Source organism: Pseudomonas sp. PAGU 2196, assembly GCF_022179005.1.
Lineage (GTDB): Bacteria > Pseudomonadota > Gammaproteobacteria > Pseudomonadales > Pseudomonadaceae > Aquipseudomonas > Aquipseudomonas kermanshahensis.
Genome location: NZ_BNTL01000001.1, coordinates 111,781 through 129,738 on the forward strand (window position 1 = coordinate 111,781; position 17,958 = coordinate 129,738).

At 63.4% G+C, this 17,958-nt stretch carries 16 protein-coding genes; all 16 read right to left on the minus strand.

Annotated elements, in window-relative coordinates:
• Positions 1–24: 24 nt before the first annotated feature.
• The 16 genes from lpxC to mraZ all read right to left on the minus strand — a co-directional run bounded on the left by lpxC (position 25) and on the right by mraZ (position 17,834).
• Entirely contained in the window at positions 25–936 is a 912-nt protein-coding gene (lpxC, locus tag MFF34_RS00515; RefSeq protein ID WP_027594021.1) for a UDP-3-O-acyl-N-acetylglucosamine deacetylase, read from the minus strand.
• Positions 937–1,048: 112 nt separating this feature from the next.
• Complete coding sequence (gene ftsZ / locus MFF34_RS00520) at positions 1,049–2,245, minus strand: cell division protein FtsZ (RefSeq protein ID WP_003251871.1); 1,197 nt, start codon at positions 2,243–2,245, stop codon at positions 1,049–1,051.
• 55 nt (positions 2,246–2,300) lie between these two features.
• Positions 2,301–3,563: a cell division protein FtsA gene (gene ftsA, locus MFF34_RS00525; protein WP_027594020.1), complete on the minus strand. Its 1,263-nt coding sequence runs from the start codon at positions 3,561–3,563 to the stop codon at positions 2,301–2,303.
• 14 nt (positions 3,564–3,577) lie between these two features.
• Positions 3,578–4,447 carry a cell division protein FtsQ/DivIB gene (locus MFF34_RS00530; RefSeq protein ID WP_027594019.1) on the minus strand — a complete coding sequence of 290 codons (870 nt, stop codon included), beginning with the start codon at positions 4,445–4,447 and terminating at the stop codon, positions 3,578–3,580.
• A gap of 5 nt (positions 4,448–4,452) precedes the next feature.
• Positions 4,453–5,409 (minus strand): D-alanine--D-alanine ligase, encoded by a 957-nt coding sequence (locus MFF34_RS00535; protein WP_099430364.1) that lies wholly within the window; start codon positions 5,407–5,409, stop codon positions 4,453–4,455.
• The gene (gene murC, locus MFF34_RS00540; protein ID WP_238209517.1) at positions 5,406–6,854 is read right to left on the minus strand and encodes a UDP-N-acetylmuramate--L-alanine ligase; all 1,449 of its coding nucleotides are present in this window, start codon (positions 6,852–6,854) and stop codon (positions 5,406–5,408) included. Before murC ends, MFF34_RS00535 begins: the two co-directional genes overlap by 4 nt.
• Complete coding sequence (gene murG / locus MFF34_RS00545) at positions 6,847–7,926, minus strand: undecaprenyldiphospho-muramoylpentapeptide beta-N-acetylglucosaminyltransferase (protein ID WP_099430365.1); 1,080 nt, start codon at positions 7,924–7,926, stop codon at positions 6,847–6,849. The genes murC and murG overlap by 8 nt, the downstream gene beginning before the upstream one ends.
• Complete coding sequence (ftsW, locus tag MFF34_RS00550; protein ID WP_027594015.1) at positions 7,916–9,130, minus strand: putative lipid II flippase FtsW; 1,215 nt, start codon at positions 9,128–9,130, stop codon at positions 7,916–7,918. The genes murG and ftsW overlap by 11 nt, the downstream gene beginning before the upstream one ends.
• Positions 9,127–10,473: a UDP-N-acetylmuramoyl-L-alanine--D-glutamate ligase gene (gene murD, locus MFF34_RS00555; protein ID WP_238209518.1), complete on the minus strand. Its 1,347-nt coding sequence runs from the start codon at positions 10,471–10,473 to the stop codon at positions 9,127–9,129. Before murD ends, ftsW begins: the two co-directional genes overlap by 4 nt.
• Positions 10,474–10,479: 6 nt before the next feature.
• A complete protein-coding gene (gene mraY / locus MFF34_RS00560) occupies positions 10,480–11,562 on the minus strand; it encodes a phospho-N-acetylmuramoyl-pentapeptide-transferase (RefSeq protein WP_027594013.1) in 1,083 nt (360 codons plus the stop codon).
• Positions 11,562–12,929, minus strand: coding sequence for a UDP-N-acetylmuramoyl-tripeptide--D-alanyl-D-alanine ligase (murF, locus tag MFF34_RS00565; RefSeq protein WP_238209520.1), 1,368 nt, complete (start codon positions 12,927–12,929; stop codon positions 11,562–11,564). Before murF ends, mraY begins: the two co-directional genes overlap by 1 nt.
• A complete protein-coding gene (locus tag MFF34_RS00570) occupies positions 12,922–14,412 on the minus strand; it encodes a UDP-N-acetylmuramoyl-L-alanyl-D-glutamate--2,6-diaminopimelate ligase (protein WP_238209522.1) in 1,491 nt (496 codons plus the stop codon). The genes murF and MFF34_RS00570 overlap by 8 nt, the downstream gene beginning before the upstream one ends.
• Complete coding sequence (locus MFF34_RS00575) at positions 14,409–16,145, minus strand: penicillin-binding protein 2 (protein ID WP_172960429.1); 1,737 nt, start codon at positions 16,143–16,145, stop codon at positions 14,409–14,411. Before MFF34_RS00575 ends, MFF34_RS00570 begins: the two co-directional genes overlap by 4 nt.
• Positions 16,145–16,438: a cell division protein FtsL gene (gene ftsL, locus MFF34_RS00580; protein ID WP_027594009.1), complete on the minus strand. Its 294-nt coding sequence runs from the start codon at positions 16,436–16,438 to the stop codon at positions 16,145–16,147. The genes MFF34_RS00575 and ftsL overlap by 1 nt, the downstream gene beginning before the upstream one ends.
• Positions 16,435–17,382: a 16S rRNA (cytosine(1402)-N(4))-methyltransferase RsmH gene (rsmH, locus tag MFF34_RS00585; RefSeq protein ID WP_027594008.1), complete on the minus strand. Its 948-nt coding sequence runs from the start codon at positions 17,380–17,382 to the stop codon at positions 16,435–16,437. The genes ftsL and rsmH overlap by 4 nt, the downstream gene beginning before the upstream one ends.
• A complete protein-coding gene (gene mraZ, locus MFF34_RS00590) occupies positions 17,379–17,834 on the minus strand; it encodes a division/cell wall cluster transcriptional repressor MraZ (RefSeq protein ID WP_004575120.1) in 456 nt (151 codons plus the stop codon). Before mraZ ends, rsmH begins: the two co-directional genes overlap by 4 nt.
• Positions 17,835–17,958 lie beyond the last annotated feature (124 nt).

Sequence of the window (17,958 nt, forward strand, 5' to 3'; positions counted from 1 at the left end):
TAATGAACTAGAGAGTGTTCGAACTTACACGGCCGCAACAGGGCGCATGTACGAGATCGGTGCCGTGCTGGCATCTTCGAAAGTGACCACTTCCCAGGCATCGGTTTCAGCAATGAGCTTGCGCAACAATTGGTTGTTCAGCGCGTGCCCGGACTTGTAGCCCTTGAACTCGCCGATCAGGCTGTTGCCCAGCAGGTAGAGGTCACCAATGGCGTCGAGAATCTTGTGCTTCACGAATTCGTCTTCATAGCGAAGGCCGTCTTCGTTCAACACGCCTGTCTCGTCTACCACGATGGCGTTTTCCACACTGCCGCCCAACGCAAGGTTATGCTTGCGCAGGTACTCGATGTCCCGCATGAAACCGAAGGTGCGGGCACGGCTGACTTCTTTCACGAACGACGTGCTGGAAAAATCGACACTGGCGCTCTGGGTCCGGCCGCTGACGACCGGGTGATCGAAGTCGATCTCGAAGCTCACCTTGAACCCGTCGAAAGGCAGGAAGGTAGCGCGCTTGTCGCCCTCCTCCACTGTCACTTCGCGCAGGATGCGGATGAACTTCTTGGCTGCGTCCTGTTCTTCCAGGCCGGCAGACTGAATCAGGAATACAAAGGGTCCGGCGCTGCCATCCATGATCGGCACTTCCGAGGCGGAGAGCTCGACGTAGGCGTTATCGATGCCCAGGCCCGCCATGGCGGAGAGCAGGTGCTCGACCGTATCGACCTTGACGTCACCGTTGACCAACGTCGTCGACATGGTTGTCTCGCCAACGTTGGCCGCACGCGCTGCGATTTCGACCACAGGGTCGAGATCAGCGCGGCGGAAGACGATGCCGGTGTCAACAGGTGCAGGCTTGAGGGTCAGGTATACCTTCTCCCCGGAGTGCAGACCGACACCTGTGGCACGGATGGTATTCTTCAGGGTGCGTTGTTTAATCATGGCATTGGCCGCTTCAGCGCAAATTGCGAACAGGTATCAACAAAGGCTGGGGATGATAACAGACCCGACCTTTGCTGAATACCAATCACCTTTATACCCCTGATAAATTCCATTAATCAGCCTGACGACGCAGGAAAGCCGGGATATCAAGGTAGTCCAGGTCATCCTGAGGGTTGAGTTTAGCTGCCGCGGCGGCACCTGCATGGGCCTGGTTGCGCATTACAGTCGGGCGCTCCAGGTCACGGTAGTTGACCGCAGGCTGCTCCTGGCGAACCGGTGCCGGGTTGGAAGCCTCGTACGCCTGTTGAGCGGTCTGCAGGGTGTTGTCCACCACTTTGACCGGCTTCTCGATGCGTGCGCCCAGGCCAGTGGCGACCACGGTGACGTGCAGCTCGTCGCGCATGTCTGGGTCGATCACGGTGCCGACCTTGACCATCGCGTGGTCAGAGGCGAAGGCTTCGATGATGCTACCTACGTCGGAGTACTCACCCAGCGACAGGTCAGGGCCGGCGGTGATGTTCACCAGGATGCCGCGGGCGCCCTGCAGGTTGACGTCTTCGAGCAACGGGTTGCGGATCGCCGCTTCGGTGGCTTCACGCGCACGGTTCGGGCCGCTGGCGCAACCAGTACCCATCATCGCCATGCCCATTTCACCCATCACGGTACGCACGTCGGCGAAGTCGACGTTGATCATGCCAGGGCGCTTGATGATGTCGGAGATACCGCGCACGGCACCGGCCAGCACGTCGTCAGCCTTGGCAAAGGCGGACAGCAGGCTGGCATCCTTGCCCAGGATGGTCAGCAGCTTCTCGTTGGGGATGGTGATCAGCGAGTCGACGCTCTCGGCCAGCATGCGGATGCCTTCATCGGCGATCTGCATACGTTTGCGACCTTCGAACGGGAACGGACGGGTCACCACGGCGACGGTGAGGATGCCCATTTCCTTCGCCACTTCGGCGATGATCGGGGCTGCACCGGTACCGGTACCGCCACCCATGCCGGTGGTGATGAACACCATGTTGGTGCCCTGCAGCACCTCGGCGATGCGCTCACGGTCTTCCAGCGCGGCCTGACGGCCGACTTCTGGATTGGCACCTGCACCCAGGCCTTTGGTCACGCCAGTGCCCAATTGCAGGATGGTGCGCGCGCCGATGTTTTTCAGCGCCTGAGCATCCGTGTTGGCGCAGATGAATTCCACGCCTTCGATGCTGCTCTTGACCATGTGGTTGACGGCGTTGCCGCCACCACCGCCAACGCCGATCACTTTAATGACCGGACTTTGCGGGACGTTGTCTACGAGCTCGAACATTTTCCCTCTCCTTACAGTTCTCTAGTTGTTGCGCCTACCACTACTGCTTTGAAACTTAGAAATTGCCCTGGACCCACCGCTTGAAGCGCTCAAGCACTGGGGCCTTCGGTTCATCGCCATAGCTGTTGCTGCTGCTGTTGCTGTTACCGGTCAGGACCATGTCCTCGGACTGCTTCAGCAGGCCGTAGGTGAGCAGGCCCACGCCGGTGGAATAGATCGGGTTGCGCACCACGTCGCTCAGCCCCCGAACGCTGTGCGGTACGCCCAGGCGTACCGGCATGTGGAAGATTTCCTCCGCCAGTTCAACGGCGCCTTCCATCTTCGCGGTGCCGCCGGTCAGGACGATGCCGGCCGGCACCAGGTCCTCGTAGCCGCTACGGCGCAGTTCGGCCTGGATCAGGGTGAACAGCTCGTCGTAACGCGGCTCCACCACCTCGGCCAGGGCCTGGCGCGACAGCTCGCGCGGTGGGCGATCACCCACGCTCGGCACCTTGATGGTTTCGCCGGCGCCGGCCAGCTTGGCCAGGGCGCAGGCGTAGCGGATCTTGATTTCCTCGGCGTACTGGGTCGGAGTGCGCAGGGCCATGGCGATGTCGTTGGTCACCTGGTCGCCGGCAATCGGGATGACCGCGGTGTGGCGGATCGCGCCTTCGGTGAAGATGGCGATGTCGGTGGTACCGCCACCGATGTCCACCAGGCACACGCCGAGCTCTTTTTCGTCGTCGGTCAGCACCGAGTAGGCCGAAGCCAGCTGCTCAAGGATGATGTCGTCGATTTCCAGGCCGCAGCGGCGTACGCACTTCTCAATGTTCTGCGCTGCGTTGACCGCACAGGTGACCACGTGGACCTTGGCTTCCAGGCGCACGCCGGACATGCCCAGCGGCTCGCGCACGCCTTCCTGGTTGTCGATCACGTAGTCCTGCGGCAGGGTGTGCAGCACGCGCTGATCAGCAGGGATGGCCACGGCCTGGGCGGCGTCGAGCACGCGCTCGAGGTCGGCAACGCTGACCTCACGGTCGCGAATGGCGACAATGCCGTGGGAGTTCAGGCTGCGGATGTGGTTGCCGGCCACACCGACGAACGCCGAGTGGATCCGGCAGCCGGCCATCAGCTGCGCTTCTTCCACCGCGCGCTGGATCGACTGCACGGTCGACTCGATGTTCACCACCACGCCCTTCTTCAGGCCGCGGGACGGATGGGTACCGATCCCGACGATCTCCAGGGTGCCGTCTTCGCCCACTTCGCCGACCAGCGCCACCACCTTGGAGGTGCCAATGTCCAGCCCGACGATCATTTTGCCGCTATGCGCGTTTGCCATGGTCCTGCCTCTCTCTAATTCTTCGCAACGGCGGGTTGGGCCGTCGTCGGTGCAATCGGTTCCCGCCAACCAACGGCAAGTCCGTTGGCGTATCGCAGATCGATGCGGGCGATGTTGGTGATCTGCTCTTTAAGCGTCTTGTCGTAAATGGCAATGAAACGGCGCATCTTCTCCACCAGATGGTCGCGCCCCAACAGCAGTTCGATGCCTGGCCCGGTGCTGCCCGCACCGGTGGTCAGGAACCAGCTGCCTCGCTCGCGCAGCTCCAGGCGAGCGATGGAAAAGCCCATGGGGCGCAGCATCTGGCTCAATACCTGATACTGCTGCATGACTTGTTGCTGAGCACGCTGCGGCCCGAACAGCTGCGGCAGGTGCTCATAGTTGGCCAGCTCACGCGGGGTAAAGGCCTGGCCCTGGTTATTGAGCAAGGCTTCGTCACCCCAGCGTGCCACTGGCAGCTGTTCTTCCAGGCGGATCACCACCTCGTCCGGCCACACGCGCCGCACCTCGGCGTGGGCGATCCACGGCATCTGCTCGAGCTCTGCGCGCATCGCCGGCAGGTCGACACTGAAGAAGCTCGCCGCCATGAACGGGGCGATCCGCTGCTGCACCGCCTGCTGGCTGATGTAGCTGAGGTCGCCCTGCACCGCGATCTTGGTGATCGGCCGGTCGGCGTAGGGCATCAGGCGAATGGCACCTTCATAGGCGCCGAAGCCTGCTGCCACCAGCAGCACCGGCCAGAGCAGGCGCTTGAGTCCACTGAAGTTGGCCTTGGGCAGGCGCGCCGACATGGGCTCTTTGGCCACCATTCGACTGGCACCGCGCGGCACCGGCTTGTTACGGCCGGTGGCGGGTTGCTGATGACGTAACATCGCGCCTTGCATGGCTATTAACCTCGCGTCTCGACGCTGGCAGCCAGGATTGCCAGCACCAGTTGCTGGAAGTCCAAGCCGGCCGCGCGGGCCGCCATGGGCACCAGGCTATGATCAGTCATGCCGGGTGCGGTGTTGACTTCGAGCAGCCAGAACCGGCCCTGCTCGTCCTGCATCACATCCAACCGCCCCCAGCCTTCGATGCCGATGGCATCGCAGGCGCGCGCGGTCAGGTCGATGAGTTCCTGTTCCTTGACGCTGTCCAGGCCGCACGGAATGCGGTACTGGGTATCGTTGGCGATGTACTTGGCGTCGTAGTCGTAGAACACGTGCGGCGTACCCAGGGCGATCGGCGGCAGCACCTGGCCGCGCAAGACCGCGATGGTGAACTCCGGCCCGTGGATCCACTGTTCCACCAGTACCTGGGAATCGTATTTGGCGGCGTCCTGCCAGGCGGCGACCAGTTCCTGCTCGCTGTTCACCTTGGCCATGCCGATGCTAGAGCCTTCATGGGCGGGTTTGACGATAAGCGGGAAGCCCAGTTCCATACTGGCCTTCAAACAATCGCTTTCGCTGGCCAATACCGCGTGGCGCGGGGTCGGAATGCCCAGGCTCTGCCACACCTGCTTGGTGCGCAGTTTGTCCATGGCCAGGGCCGACGCGAGGATGCCGCTGCCGGTGTAAGGGATGCCCAGGCACTCGAGCAGGCCTTGCATGCTGCCGTCTTCACCGCCACGGCCGTGGAGGATGATGAAGGCGCGGTCGATCTTCTCGCTTTGCAAGCGGTCGAGCAGATCGTCGCCCACATCGATGGCAACCACGTCGACACCGGCGCGGGTCAAGGCGTCGATCACGGCGGCGCCGGACTTGAGCGAGACTTCACGCTCGGCACTCTTGCCGCCGTACAGCACAGCGACGCGGCCGAACGCCTTGACGTCCAGGGTCGAGTGCAGCTTGTCGTAGGCGCTGGTCATTTCGACTTCTCCTGCTTGGCGCCAGCGAACAGCGGGCTTTTCATCAATTGCGGGGCCAGGCCACCAACATCACCGGCACCCTGGCACAGCAGGATGTCGCCGGCACGCAGCAGCGGCTGGACCAGGGGCGCAAGCTCGGCGCCACGTTCGATGTAGATCGGGTCGAGCTTGCCGCGCTGGCGGATGCTGTGGCACAGCTGACGGCTGTCCGCACCCGGAATCGGCTCTTCACCGGCCGGGTAGACTTCCATCAGCAGCAGCACGTTGGCGTCGCCCAGCACTTGTACGAAGTCGTCGTACAGGTCGCGGGTGCGGCTGTAACGGTGCGGCTGGTAGACAATCACCAGGCGGCGGCTTGGCCAGCCCCCGCGCACGGCCTTGATCACCGCAGCGACTTCAGTCGGGTGGTGGCCGTAGTCGTCGACCAGCATCACGCTGCCGCCCTCGACCGGCAGCTCGCCGTAGACCTGGAAGCGTCGGCCAACGCCCTGGAAGCCGGACAGCCCCTGGACGATGGCCTCGTCGCTGATGCCTTCGTCAGAGGCGATGGCAATGGTTGCCAGGGCATTGAGCACGTTGTGGTTGCCGGGCATGTTCACCGACACCTCCAGCGGCTCGCAGTCGCGGCGCAGCACGGTGAAGTGCGTCTGCATGCCCTGCTGGCGCACATTGATGGCGCGGATATCGGCCTCTTCGCTGAAGCCGTAGGTGACCGTCGGGCGTTTGACCTGCGGCAGGATCTCGCGCACCACCGGGTCGTCCAGGCACATCACTGCCAACCCATAGAACGGCAGGTTGTGCAGGAACTCGACGAAGGTTTTCTTCAGTTTGTTGAAGTCACCCTCGTAGGTGGCCATGTGGTCGGCGTCGATGTTGGTGACCACGGCGACCATGGGTTGCAGGTGCAGGAAGCTGGCGTCGCTCTCGTCCGCTTCGGCGATCAGGTAGCGGCTGGTGCCCAGCTGGGCATTGGTGCCCGCTGCGGTCAGGCGCCCGCCGATGACGAACGTCGGGTCCAGGCCGCCAGCGGCGAACACCGAGGCCAGCAGGCTGGTGGTGGTGGTCTTGCCGTGCGTGCCGGCAACGGCCACGCCATGGCGGTAGCGCATCAGCTCGGCGAGCATCTCGGCGCGCGGCACCACGGGAATACGACGTTCCAGGGCAGTGGCGACTTCCGGGTTGGCCGGATTGATGGCACTGGACACCACCAGTACGTCGGCGTTGGCAGCGTTTTCGGCACGGTGGCCAACGAAGATCTCTGCGCCGAACGACTCCAGCCGCTCGGTAACCGGCGAGGCCTTGAGGTCGGAACCGGACACTTCATAGCCCAGGTTCAGCAGGACTTCGGCGATGCCGCACATGCCCACGCCGCCGATACCGACGAAGTGGATGCGACGGATGCGGCCCATTTTTGGCTGCGGCATGGCTTTCTGGCTTTCAACCATGGGCCACCTCCAGGCAGATGTCGACCACGGTGCTGGTTGCGGCAGGTTTGGCCAGGCGCCGTGCGGTGCCAGCCATGGTGTTGAGTTTCTCGGGTTGCATCAGCACCTCGTTCAGGCGTTCAGCGAGCTGCGCTGCGCCAGTTGTCGCTTGTGGCATCAGGAAGGCAGCGCCTTCCCGAGCCAGATAGTGGGCGTTGTGGGTCTGGTGATCGTCGATCGCATGGGGCAACGGCACCAGCATCGAAGGCAGGCCCGCCGCCGCGAGTTCGCTGACGGTCAGGGCACCGGCCCGGCACACCACGATGTCGGCCCAGCCATAGGCTTGGGCCATGTCCTTGATGAAAGGCTCTACCTGAGCCTCGACGCCCGCCTCGTGATAACGCTCGGCGGTGATCGGCGCGTGTTGCTTGCCAGCCTGGTGGAACACCTCTGGCCGCAGTGTTGCAGGCACTTCAGACAGGGCCTTAGGCAACAATTTGTTCAATGGTTCCGCACCCAGGCTGCCCCCGAGCACAAGCAGGCGTGCACGGCGTTCGGCCAAGGGTGCGCGTTGCGCGTCCATGAACAGCTCCGGGCGCACCGGGTTGCCGGTGGTGCGGCGTTTGCCGCTGGCCGCGAAGGTGTTCGGGAAAGCTTCGCAGACGCGTGCCGAGAGTGGCACCAGCAACCGATTGGCGGTACCCGCGCGCGCGTTCTGTTCGTGAATGACCAGCGGCACACCGCACAGCCGCGCGGCCACACCGCCCGGCCCGGTCACGTAGCCGCCGAAGCCCAGCACGCACACAGGCTTGAGCTGACGAATGATGCGCCGTGCCTGCAGCACCGCCTTGACCAGGGTGAACGGCGCCTTGAGCAGCGACAGCTTGCCCTTGCCGCGCAGGCCGCTGACCTGGATGAGGTGCAACGGCAGACCGGCCTGGGGCACCAGTTCGTTCTCGATGCCTTTCGGCGTGCCCAGCCAGTGCACGCTGTAACCCCGTGCCTGGAATTCCCGGGCGCAGGCCAGGGCCGGGAACACGTGGCCCCCGGTACCGCCTGCCATGATCAGTACGTTCTTGCCGTCAGCGGCCATGACTGGTCTCCTCGGCAAAATCGCTTTCATTGAATTCGTGTTCCTCGCTGCCCAGGTGCGTGCGGCTCTCCCACTCGATACGCAGCAGCAAGCCCACGCAGGCGCAACAGATCACCAGCGAGCTGCCCCCGTAACTGAGGAACGGCAAGGTCAGGCCCTTGGTCGGCAGCAGGCCGACGTTCACGCCGATATTGATCAGGAACTGGCCGATCCACAGGAAGGCCAGGCCGAACGCCATGTAGGCGGCAAAGAACTGCTTGGCCTTTTCGGCCCACAGGCCGATGTACAAGGCGCGCACGGTGACGAAAACGAACAGCGCGATGGTGACCAGCGAGCCGACCACGCCAAGCTCTTCAGCCAGCACCGAGAACACGAAGTCTGTGTGCGCCTCAGGCAGGTAGAACTGCTTCTGTACGCTGTTGCCCAGGCCAACGCCCAGCCACTCACCGCGGCCGAAAGCGATCAAGGCCTGGGTCAACTGGTAGCCCGAGCCGAACTGGTCGGACCAGGGGTCGGTAAAGGTGATCAAACGTGCCATCCGGTACGGCTGGGCCTGTACCAGGACAAACACCGCGACCACCGCCAGCACCACCATCAAACTGAAGCGGAACAACCCCACCCCGCCGAGGAACAACATGGCCGCCGCAGCGCCCATCATCACCACGGTGGCACCGAAGTCCGGCTCCATCAGCAGCAGGCCAGCCATTGGCAGCAGCACGATGAACGGCTTGAAAAAGCCCATCCAGCTTTCGCGCACCTCGGTCTGCCGGCGCACCAGGTAACCGGCCAGGTAGATGACCACGAAGACCTTGGCGATCTCCGACGGCTGCACGTTGAAGAAGCTGAAACCGATCCAGCGCATGGAACCGTTCACTTCCCGGCCGATACCCGGCACCAGCACCAGCACCAGCAGGCCGAAAGCGCCCAGCAGCATCATGAAGCCCATGCGCTGCCAGGTGGCGATCGGCACCAGCATGGTGGCGCCGCAGGCGACCAGGCCGATGACCACGTACACCAGGTGACGGAACATGTGGTAAAGCGGGTTACCCGACTGCACCGCGGCCACTTCCGAGGACGCCGAGGTGATCATCACCAGGCCCAGGCCCAGCAATGCCAGGCAGCCGGCAAGCATGGCGAAGTCGAGGTCGATGCCACGGCCGCTGATCAGCGGCGACGGGTACGGCTTGAAGATGCCGAAGATCATGCCAGCCCTCCCGCCGCTTGGGCGAACAGGCGCCCGCGTTCTTCAAAGTTCTTGAACATGTCGAGGCTGGCGCAGGCCGGCGACAACAGCACGGCATCACCCGGCTGAGCCAGGTCGGCGCACTGCTCGACGGCGTCTTCCAGGGTCTTGACCCGCACGTGCGGTACACCTTCGCCCAACGCTTCGGCGAGGCGCTCGGCATCACGGCCCAACAGCACCACCGCACGGCAGAAGCGCGCCACTGGCTCACGCAGCGCGGCAAAGTCAGCACCTTTGCCGTCACCGCCGGCGATCAACACCAGCTTGCCGGCGATATCCGCGCCCAGACCTTCGATGGCCGCCAGCGCAGCACCGACGTTGGTGGCCTTGGAGTCGTCGTACCAATTGACACCATTGCGCTCGCGCACCCACTGGCAACGATGGGCCAGGCCGCCAAACTCGCGCAGCGCGTCGAGCATCGGTGCAAACGGCAAGCCTGCGGCATGGCCGAGAGCCAGGGCTGCGAGGGCGTTGCTGTGGTTGTGCGAACCGCGAATTTTCAGTTCGCGCACGGGCATCAGGTTCTGGAATTCAAACGCCAGGTACTTCTCGCCGTCGACCTCACGCAGGCCGAAGGCCTTGAAGTCCGGTTGGTTAAGGCCAAAGCTCCAGCACGGCCGGCCTTCGACCGGCAATGGCCGGCTCAGCGCGTCCTGGCGGTTTACCACCACCTGATGAGCGCCCCGGAAGATGCGGTGCTTGGCCAGGTGATAAGCCGGCAGGCCGCTGTAGCGGTCCATGTGGTCTTCGCTGATGTTCAGCACGGTGGCGACTTCGGCGTTGAGCTGGTCTGTGGTTTCCAGCTGGAAGCTGGACAGCTCCAGCACATACAGCTCCACCTCATCGCTCAGCAGGTCCAGGGCTGGCGTGCCGAGGTTACCGCCCACGGCCACGCGCTTGCCCGCCTTGGCGGCCATTTCACCGACCAGGGTGGTGACTGTGCTTTTTGCGTTGGAGCCGCTGATGGCGATGATCGGCGCTTTGGCATGACGGGCGAACAGCTCGATGTCGCCCGACAGGGCCACACCCCGTGCCGCAGCCTGTTGCAGCGCCGGGGTGGACAAGGCCAGGCCCGGGCTCACGTACAGTTCGTTGGCGCGGCACAGGAAGTGCACGTCCAGCTCGCCACAGCGCACTTCCACCTGCGGGTAATCACGGCGCAGGGTGTCCAGTTCCGGCGGTTGCTCGCGGGTGTCGGCGACCGCAAAGGCAATGCCCCGGCTCGCCAGGAAGCGAACCAGGGACATGCCGCTCTTGCCGAGGCCGACAACGATGCGGAATTGGTCGGAAGCGATCAGTGACACGCTCATCTACCTCAGTTTCAGGGTTGCAAGGCCGACCAGCACCAGAATCACGGTGATGATCCAGAAACGGACGATCACCCGTGGCTCAGGCCAGCCCTTGAGTTCAAAGTGGTGGTGGATCGGCGCCATGCGGAACACACGCTTGCCGGTCAACTTGAAGGAGGCGACCTGGATCACCACCGACAGGGTCTCCACCACGAAGATGCCGCCCATGATGAACAGGACGATTTCCTGGCGAACGATCACCGCGATGGTGCCCAGCGCGGCGCCCAGCGCCAGCGCGCCAACGTCACCCATGAAGACTTGCGCCGGGTAAGTGTTGAACCACAGGAAGCCCAGGCCGGCGCCGATCAATGCGCCGCAGAACACGATCAGTTCCCCCGAACCCGGCACATACGGGATCAGCAGGTACTCAGCGAATTTCACGTTACCCGACAGGTAGCAGAAGATGCCCAATGCACCGCCCACCATGACCGTTGGCATGATGGCCAGGCCGTCGAGGCCATCGGTGAGGTTGACCGCGTTGCTGGAGCCGACGATGACGAAGTAGGTCAGAACGATGAAGCCAACGCCCAGCGGGATGGTGACATCCTTGATGAACGGCAGGATCAATGTGGTTTCGACGCTGGTCGGGGCGGTCTTGTAAAGGAAGACCGCAGCAGCCAGGCCAAACACCGACTGCCAGAAGTACTTCCAGCGGCTTGGCAAGCCACGGGAGTTCTTTTCGATCACCTTGCGGTAGTCATCGACCCAGCCGATGGCGCCAAACGCCAGGGTGACGATCAGCACGACCCACACATAGCGGTTGGACAGGTCAGCCCACAGCAGGGTGCTGACGGCGATAGCGGACAGGATCAGCGCGCCGCCCATGGTGGGGGTGCCGGATTTGGACAAGTGCGATTGCGGGCCGTCGTTACGGACAGCCTGACCGATCTGGCGGATCTGCAGGGTACGGATCATCCAAGGGCCCAGCCACAGCGCCAGTGACAACGCGGTCAGTACACCCAGGATCCCGCGCAGGGACAGGTACTGGAAGACCGCGAAGCCTTTATGGAACTGTTGCAGATACTCAGCCAACAGCAGCAGCATTAATGTTTCTCCCCGCTTGAACCACACAAAGCCGCCACGACGTTTTCCATCGCAGCGCTACGCGAGCCCTTGATCAAGATTGTGGTGTCGCTGGCATTTTCGGCGCTAACCGCGTCGATCAGCTCAGCTTGAGTAGCGAAATGACGGCCATTGGCGCCGAACGCCTTGACCGCGTGTGTCATGTTGGTACCCACTGCGTACAGGGCGTCGACCTTGCCACGCGCGTAGTCACCCACCTGACGGTGGCCTTCTTCCGCCCATTGGCCCAATTCGCCGATATCCCCGAGCACCAGGACGGTGCGTCCGGAAAAGCCGGCGAGTATATCAATGGCCGCGCACATGGAGGTGGGATTTGCGTTGTAACTGTCGTCGATCACGCGCACACCGTTCGGCGCGATCTGCGCCACGGTGCGGCCCTTGACCGGTTGCACGGCATTCAGCCCAGCGGCGATGCCACTCAGGCTCAGACCGACGGCATGGGCGGCGGCGGCGGCGGCCAACGCGTTGCTGACGTTGTGCTCGCCCAGCACGTTGAGTTGCACGTCTACGGTTTCACCGGCGCCATGCAGCTTGAACGACGGGCAACCACGCGCATCACGACCAATGTCAGTGGCATGGAAATCGGCGCTAGCGTTAGTGCGGGCGAAGCTGATGACCGTGTGCGCCCCTGCACGTGCCTTCCAGATGCCAAAGGCCTTGTCGTCCAGGTTGAGGATGGCCGTGCCGCCCTCGCCCAGGCCTTCGAGGATCTCGCCCTTGGCCTCGACGATTTTCTCAGGGCCGCCAAACTCACCCACGTGGGCGGTGCCGGCGTTATTGATGATGACCACCTGGGGCTGGGTCAGGCCGACGGTGTAGCGGATTTCACCGATGCGCGAAGCACCGAGCTCGATCACCGCCGCGCTGTGCTCCGGGGCAATTTCCAGCAGGGTCAACGGGGCACCGAGGTCGTTGTTCAGGTTGCCGCGCGTGGCATGCACCAGGCCACGGGTGCGCAGGATGCTGGCCAGCATTTCCTTGACCGTGGTCTTGCCGCTGGAGCCGGTGATGGCTACGACAGGCTTGTCGAACGCAGCACGGTTCAGCGCCCCGAGCTGGCCCAGGGCCAGACGGCAGTCGGCGACCAGTAACTGCGGCAGGTCGACATCGGCAACTTCGCGCTCGACCAGCGCGGCAACGGCGCCCTTGGCTTTTACATCGGCCAGGTAATCATGGCCATCGAAGCGTGGCCCCGTCAGCGCGACGAACAACTGCCCGGCAGTGACGCTGCGGCTGTCGATGCTGACGCCGTCGAAGCTGGCGTCGGCGCTGACCAGGCGAGCACTCAGTGCTGTGGTCAGCTGGCTGAGTGTCATGGCTTTAAGCATGTGGAGCCTCCCAGGCTGCAAGTGCCTTCTCGGCTTCGACCAGATCGGAGAAATCGTGGCGCTCGCCGCGAATCTCCTGGTAATCCTCGTGCCCCTTGCCGGCCAGGACGATGACGTCATCGGCTGCGGCAGTGGCGATCAGGTGGGCGATGGCTTCGCTGCGGCCAGCGACGAACTCGACGCTGTCTGGCTTGGCAAAACCAGGGTGGATATCGTCGAAGATCCGCAGCGGGTCTTCACTGCGCGGGTTGTCATCGGTAACCAGCACGCGGTCAGCCAGGCGCTCAGCCACGCCGGCCATCAGCGGGCGCTTGCCACGGTCACGGTCGCCACCGCAGCCGAACAGGCACAGCAGCTTGCCGTGCGCATGCGGGCGCAGGGCCTCGAGTACTTTTTCCAGGGCATCCGGGGTGTGGGCGTAATCGACCACCACCAGCGGTTTGTCGCCGCCACCCAAGCGCTGCATGCGGCCAACCGGCCCTTGCAACTGCGGGGTGACCTTGAGAATTTCGTCCAGCGAGTAATCCAGGGCCAGCAGCGTGGCCACAGCCGCGAGCATGTTGCTCAGGTTGAAGCGGCCAAGCAGCTGGCTGCGCAAAGTGCGCTCACCCTGGGCGGTCACGAGGATTGCGCGCACGCCATCGTCATCGAAGGTGGCTTCACGGCAATACAAAGACGCTTCCGGGTTTTCCAGGCTGTAGCTGAGCAGCCGGGGCTCGATATGATCGGCACTCGGACGGCGGGCATACGCCAGCGCCAGGCGTCGGCCAAAATCGTCGTCCAGGTTGACCACCTGGCAGCGCAGGCTGCGCCAGGCGAACAGCTTGGCCTTGGCGGCCTCATAGGCCTCCATGCTGCCGTGGTAATCCAGATGATCACGGGACAGGTTGGTCATGACCGCGATATCAAATTCCAGCGCGGCGACGCGCCCCTGCTCAAGGGCATGCGAGGACACCTCCATCGCTACAGCCTTGGCACCGGCCTTTTTCAGGTCGTAGAGCGTCGACTGCACCGCGATCGGGTCCGGCGTGGTCAGGCGTCCGCTCTGCAGCTCACCGTAGAAGCCGGTACCCAGGGTGCCGATCAGGCCGCAACGCTGGCCCAGCACATCAAGCGCCTGCGCCACTAACTGAGTGACACTGGTCTTGCCGTTGGTGCCGGTAACCCCGACCAGGTTCAACTGGCGGCTCGGTTCGCCATAGAAGCGACCGGCGATATCCGACAGCTGGGCGATCAGGCCCTTGACCGGAATCAGCGGCACGTCGGTGATCGGCAGCACGGTAGCGCCCTGCTCTTCATAGGCAACGGCGGCAGCGCCACGGGCCAAGGCGTCGGCGATATGGTCGCGGCCATCGACCTTGGCACCCGGGACGGCCAGGAACAGGTCACCTGGACGCACGGCGCGGCTGTCCAGAGTCAGCTCGCGGATCAGCGGATCGCGGCTGGCGTGGGCGAAAAGCTTGCTCAATGGCATTGTCATCATCCACGCCCTCCCTTGGCGGCAGCTGCAGTGACTTGTGGTTGTGCGGTGGGTGGCGGCGGCAGGTTGTCTGGCGGCACGTTCATCAAACGCAGGGTGCCCGACATGACCTTGCTGAACACAGGCGCCGAAACCAGACCACCGAAGTAGCCGCCCTTGCTCGGTTCATCGATGACCACGACGATGGCGTAACGCGGATCGCTCATCGGGCCGAAGCCTGCGAACAGCGAGCGGTAGGCGTTTTCCGTGTAACCCTTGGAACCGACGGTCGCCTTACGCGCCGTACCGGACTTACCACCCACGTGATAGAACGGCACCTGCGCACGGAATACCCCGCGCGGCGCCTCGATCACCTGCTGCAGCATGCCTTGAACGGTTTCGGCGGTTTCTTTCGGAATCGCCTGAACAGCCTCGGGCGCCTTGTCCACCTTGAGGATCGACAGCGGCACCATCTTGCCGTCGTTGGCCAGCGCCGCGTAGGCATGCACCAGCTGCAGAGCAGTCACCGATACGCCATAGCCATAAGACAGGGTCGCGGTCTCGGCCTTGCGCCACTCACGGTGGTTAGGCAGGTTGCCCACCCGCTCGCCCGGGAAGCCCAGGCCGGTGTATTGCCCCAGGCCAACCTGGGACATGACCCGGTAGATGGCCTCGCCACCGATGTCGAAAGCGATCTTGCTCATGCCGACGTTGGAGGAGTTGATCAGGATGCCGGTCAGGTCGAGGATCGGGCCCTCGCTGCGGGAAACGTCCTTGATGGTGTAGCGGCCGATCTGCAGGCTGCCCGGGTAAACCTCGACCTTGTCGGTGGTTTTCCAGCGCCCGCTCTGCAGCGCCGCACTCATGGAGATCGGCTTGACGGTCGAACCTGGCTCGAACACGTCGATGATCGCCCGGTTACGCATCGCGGCAGGGAACATGCTGCGGCGGTTGTTCGGGTTGTAGGTCGGCTGGTTGACCATGGCCAGGACCTCACCGGTCTTGACGTCCATGATCACCAGGCTGCCGGCCTTGGCTTCCTGTTCGGCAATGGCGTTGCGCAGTTCGCGGGTGGCCAGGTATTGCAGGCGCAGGTCTATCGACAACGCCAAGGTCTTACCGGCCTTGGCGTTTTTGGTGACCTGAATGTCCTTGATCAGCCGGCCACGCCGGTCCTTGATCACCTGTCGCTTGCCCGGCACGCCGGCCAGCCATTCGTCGTAGGCCAGCTCTACCCCTTCACGCCCATGGTCATCGAGGTCGGTAAAGCCGACCATGTGCGCGGTGACATCACCGGCCGGGTAGAAACGGCGGAACTCTTCCAGGCCATACACGCCCGGCACTTTCAGGTCGAGCACCTGCTGGCCCTGCTCCGGGGTCAGCCCGCGGACCAGGTAGATGAATTCCTTGTTGGCCTGTTGGGTCAGGCGCTCGGTCAACTGCTGGGCGTTTTGCCCCAATGCAGCCGCCAGCTGCGGCCAACGGTCCTTGGCAGCCTGCATTTCCTTGGGGTTGGCCCAGAGGGTGGTGACCGGCGTACTGACCGCCAGCGGCTCGCCGTTGCGGTCGGTGATCAGGCCACGGTGCGCAGGAATCGGAATATGCCGCAGGCTGCGGGCGTCACCCTGGCCCTTGAGGAAGTCACGGTCGACGACCTGCAGGTCGATGATGCGCCAGCAGATGGCACCCACCATCAGTGCCAGCAAACCGATCACTACCCGGAAGCGCCAGGGGTAGAGTGCGCCTTCGAGCTTCATCATGGCGCCACCATCCGCACTTCGTCAGCCGCAGGGACGCGCATTTTCAATTGCTCGGAAGCGAGGCTCTCGATACGGCTGTGGGCGGTCCAAGTGCTTTGCTCAAGGATCAAGCGCCCCCATTCAGCCTGGGCCTTGTCGCGCTCGCTCAATTCGCCGTACAGGGTATTGAGCAACTGACGGTTCCAGTGGGCGCTGTAGGACACGGCGATGGCCGAAACCAGGACACCGACGAACAGCAGAAGCATCAGGAAGCTTCCGCCTGGCAATGGCTTGGCAAACAGCCTGCTCACCGCAGCTTCTCCGCCACCCGCATCACGGCGCTGCGCGACCGCGGGTTGGCCTTGAGCTCAGCCTCGGACGCGAACTGCGCCTTGCCGATGAGCTTGATTTTCGGTTCGAAGACCTTGTGCTGTACCGGCAGGTTGCGCGGCAGGTTGTCTGCCTCGCCCTTGACCAGCTTGCGCATGAACAATTTGACGATGCGGTCTTCGAGCGAGTGGAAGCTGATGACTGCGAGGCGACCACCGATTTCCAGCGCATCGAGCGCGGCCTCAAGCCCAGCCTCAAGGTCACCCAACTCGTTGTTGACGTGGATGCGCAGGCCTTGGAAGGCGCGGGTGGCCGGGTTCTTGCCCTTTTCCCACGCCGGGTTGGCGACCTTGAGCACTTCGGCCAGGTCGGCAGTACGGGTGAAGGGCTGCTTTTCGCGGCGTTCCACGACGGCGCGCGCCATGCGCCCGGCGAAACGCTCCTCACCGTACTCTTTGAATACGCGGGCAATTTCTTCCACGGGTGCGGTAGCGATGAACTCGGCCGCGCTGATGCCCTGGTCAGGGTTCATGCGCATGTCCAGCGGGCCATCATTGAGGAAACTGAAGCCGCGCTCAGGATCATCCAGCTGCGGAGAGGAAACGCCCAGGTCAAGCAGGATACCGCTGACCTTGCCAGCCAGGCCGCGTTCGGCCACCTCGGCCCCCAACTCGGCAAAGCTGCGCTGCACAATGACAAAGCGGCCGTCTTCGGCCGCCAGCGCTTGCCCTGTGGCAATCGCCTGTGGATCTTTGTCGAAGCCCAGCAGCCGCCCTTGCGGCCCGAGCTTGCTGAGGATCAGACGGCTGTGTCCGCCACGGCCAAAGGTGCCGTCCAGATAGCAACCGTCGGCGCGCAGGGCCAATGCCTCGACAGCTTCGTCGAGCAGGACGGTGATGTGGTTGAAGCCGCTATCTATGGTCACAGGATCAGGTCACGCAATTCGTCGGGCATGGCGCCCGGTTGTTGAATAGCTGCAAGGTCGGCTGCCGAAACCGCGTTCCAGGCATCCTCATCCCACAGCTGGAATTTGTTCAGTTGCCCCACCAGCATCGCCTTCTTGTCGAGCTTGGCGTACTCACGCAGGCGGGGCGGTACCAGGAAACGCCCACTGCCATCGAGCTCCAGGTCAACCGCATTACCAATCAGCAAACGCTGCAGGCGGCGGTTTTCCTCACGCAACGACGGCAAGGCACGCAACTTGGCTTCTATCTGTTCCCACTCATCGAGGGGGTAGACACACAAGCAGGGGTCTACAGCATCGATGGTCACGATCAGCTGACCATTGCAACGCGAATCGAGCTCGTCGCGGTACCGGCTCGGCATGGCGAGACGGCCTTTGGCATCGAGGCTGACGGCGTTGGCTCCGCGGAACACGGCTGCGATTCCCCACAATGGTAGCTTTTTTGTGCCAGAAAACCCACTTCATCCCACTTTCTGCCACTTGCGCACACTATAGGAATCCGCCCGCTGCACCGTCAAGGCACGTTCATAAGGAAAA

Excerpts from the sequence above, each read along its gene's own strand:
- lpxC (WP_027594021.1), bottom strand. The coding sequence starts at position 936 with ATGATTAAACAACGCACCCTGAAGAATACCATCCGTGCCACAGGTGTC.
- ftsZ (WP_003251871.1), bottom strand. The coding sequence starts at position 2,245 with ATGTTCGAGCTCGTAGACAACGTCCCGCAAAGTCCGGTCATTAAAGTG.
- ftsA (WP_027594020.1), bottom strand. The coding sequence starts at position 3,563 with ATGGCAAACGCGCATAGCGGCAAAATGATCGTCGGGCTGGACATTGGC.
- MFF34_RS00530 (WP_027594019.1), bottom strand. The coding sequence starts at position 4,447 with ATGCAAGGCGCGATGTTACGTCATCAGCAACCCGCCACCGGCCGTAAC.
- MFF34_RS00535 (WP_099430364.1), bottom strand. The coding sequence starts at position 5,409 with ATGACCAGCGCCTACGACAAGCTGCACTCGACCCTGGACGTCAAGGCG.
- murC (WP_238209517.1), bottom strand. The coding sequence starts at position 6,854 with ATGGTTGAAAGCCAGAAAGCCATGCCGCAGCCAAAAATGGGCCGCATC.
- murG (WP_099430365.1), bottom strand. The coding sequence starts at position 7,926 with ATGGCCGCTGACGGCAAGAACGTACTGATCATGGCAGGCGGTACCGGG.
- ftsW (WP_027594015.1), bottom strand. The coding sequence starts at position 9,130 with ATGATCTTCGGCATCTTCAAGCCGTACCCGTCGCCGCTGATCAGCGGC.
- mraY (WP_027594013.1), bottom strand. The coding sequence starts at position 11,562 with ATGCTGCTGCTGTTGGCTGAGTATCTGCAACAGTTCCATAAAGGCTTC.
- murF (WP_238209520.1), bottom strand. The coding sequence starts at position 12,929 with ATGCTTAAAGCCATGACACTCAGCCAGCTGACCACAGCACTGAGTGCT.
- MFF34_RS00570 (WP_238209522.1), bottom strand. The coding sequence starts at position 14,412 with ATGATGACAATGCCATTGAGCAAGCTTTTCGCCCACGCCAGCCGCGAT.
- MFF34_RS00575 (WP_172960429.1), bottom strand. The coding sequence starts at position 16,145 with ATGAAGCTCGAAGGCGCACTCTACCCCTGGCGCTTCCGGGTAGTGATC.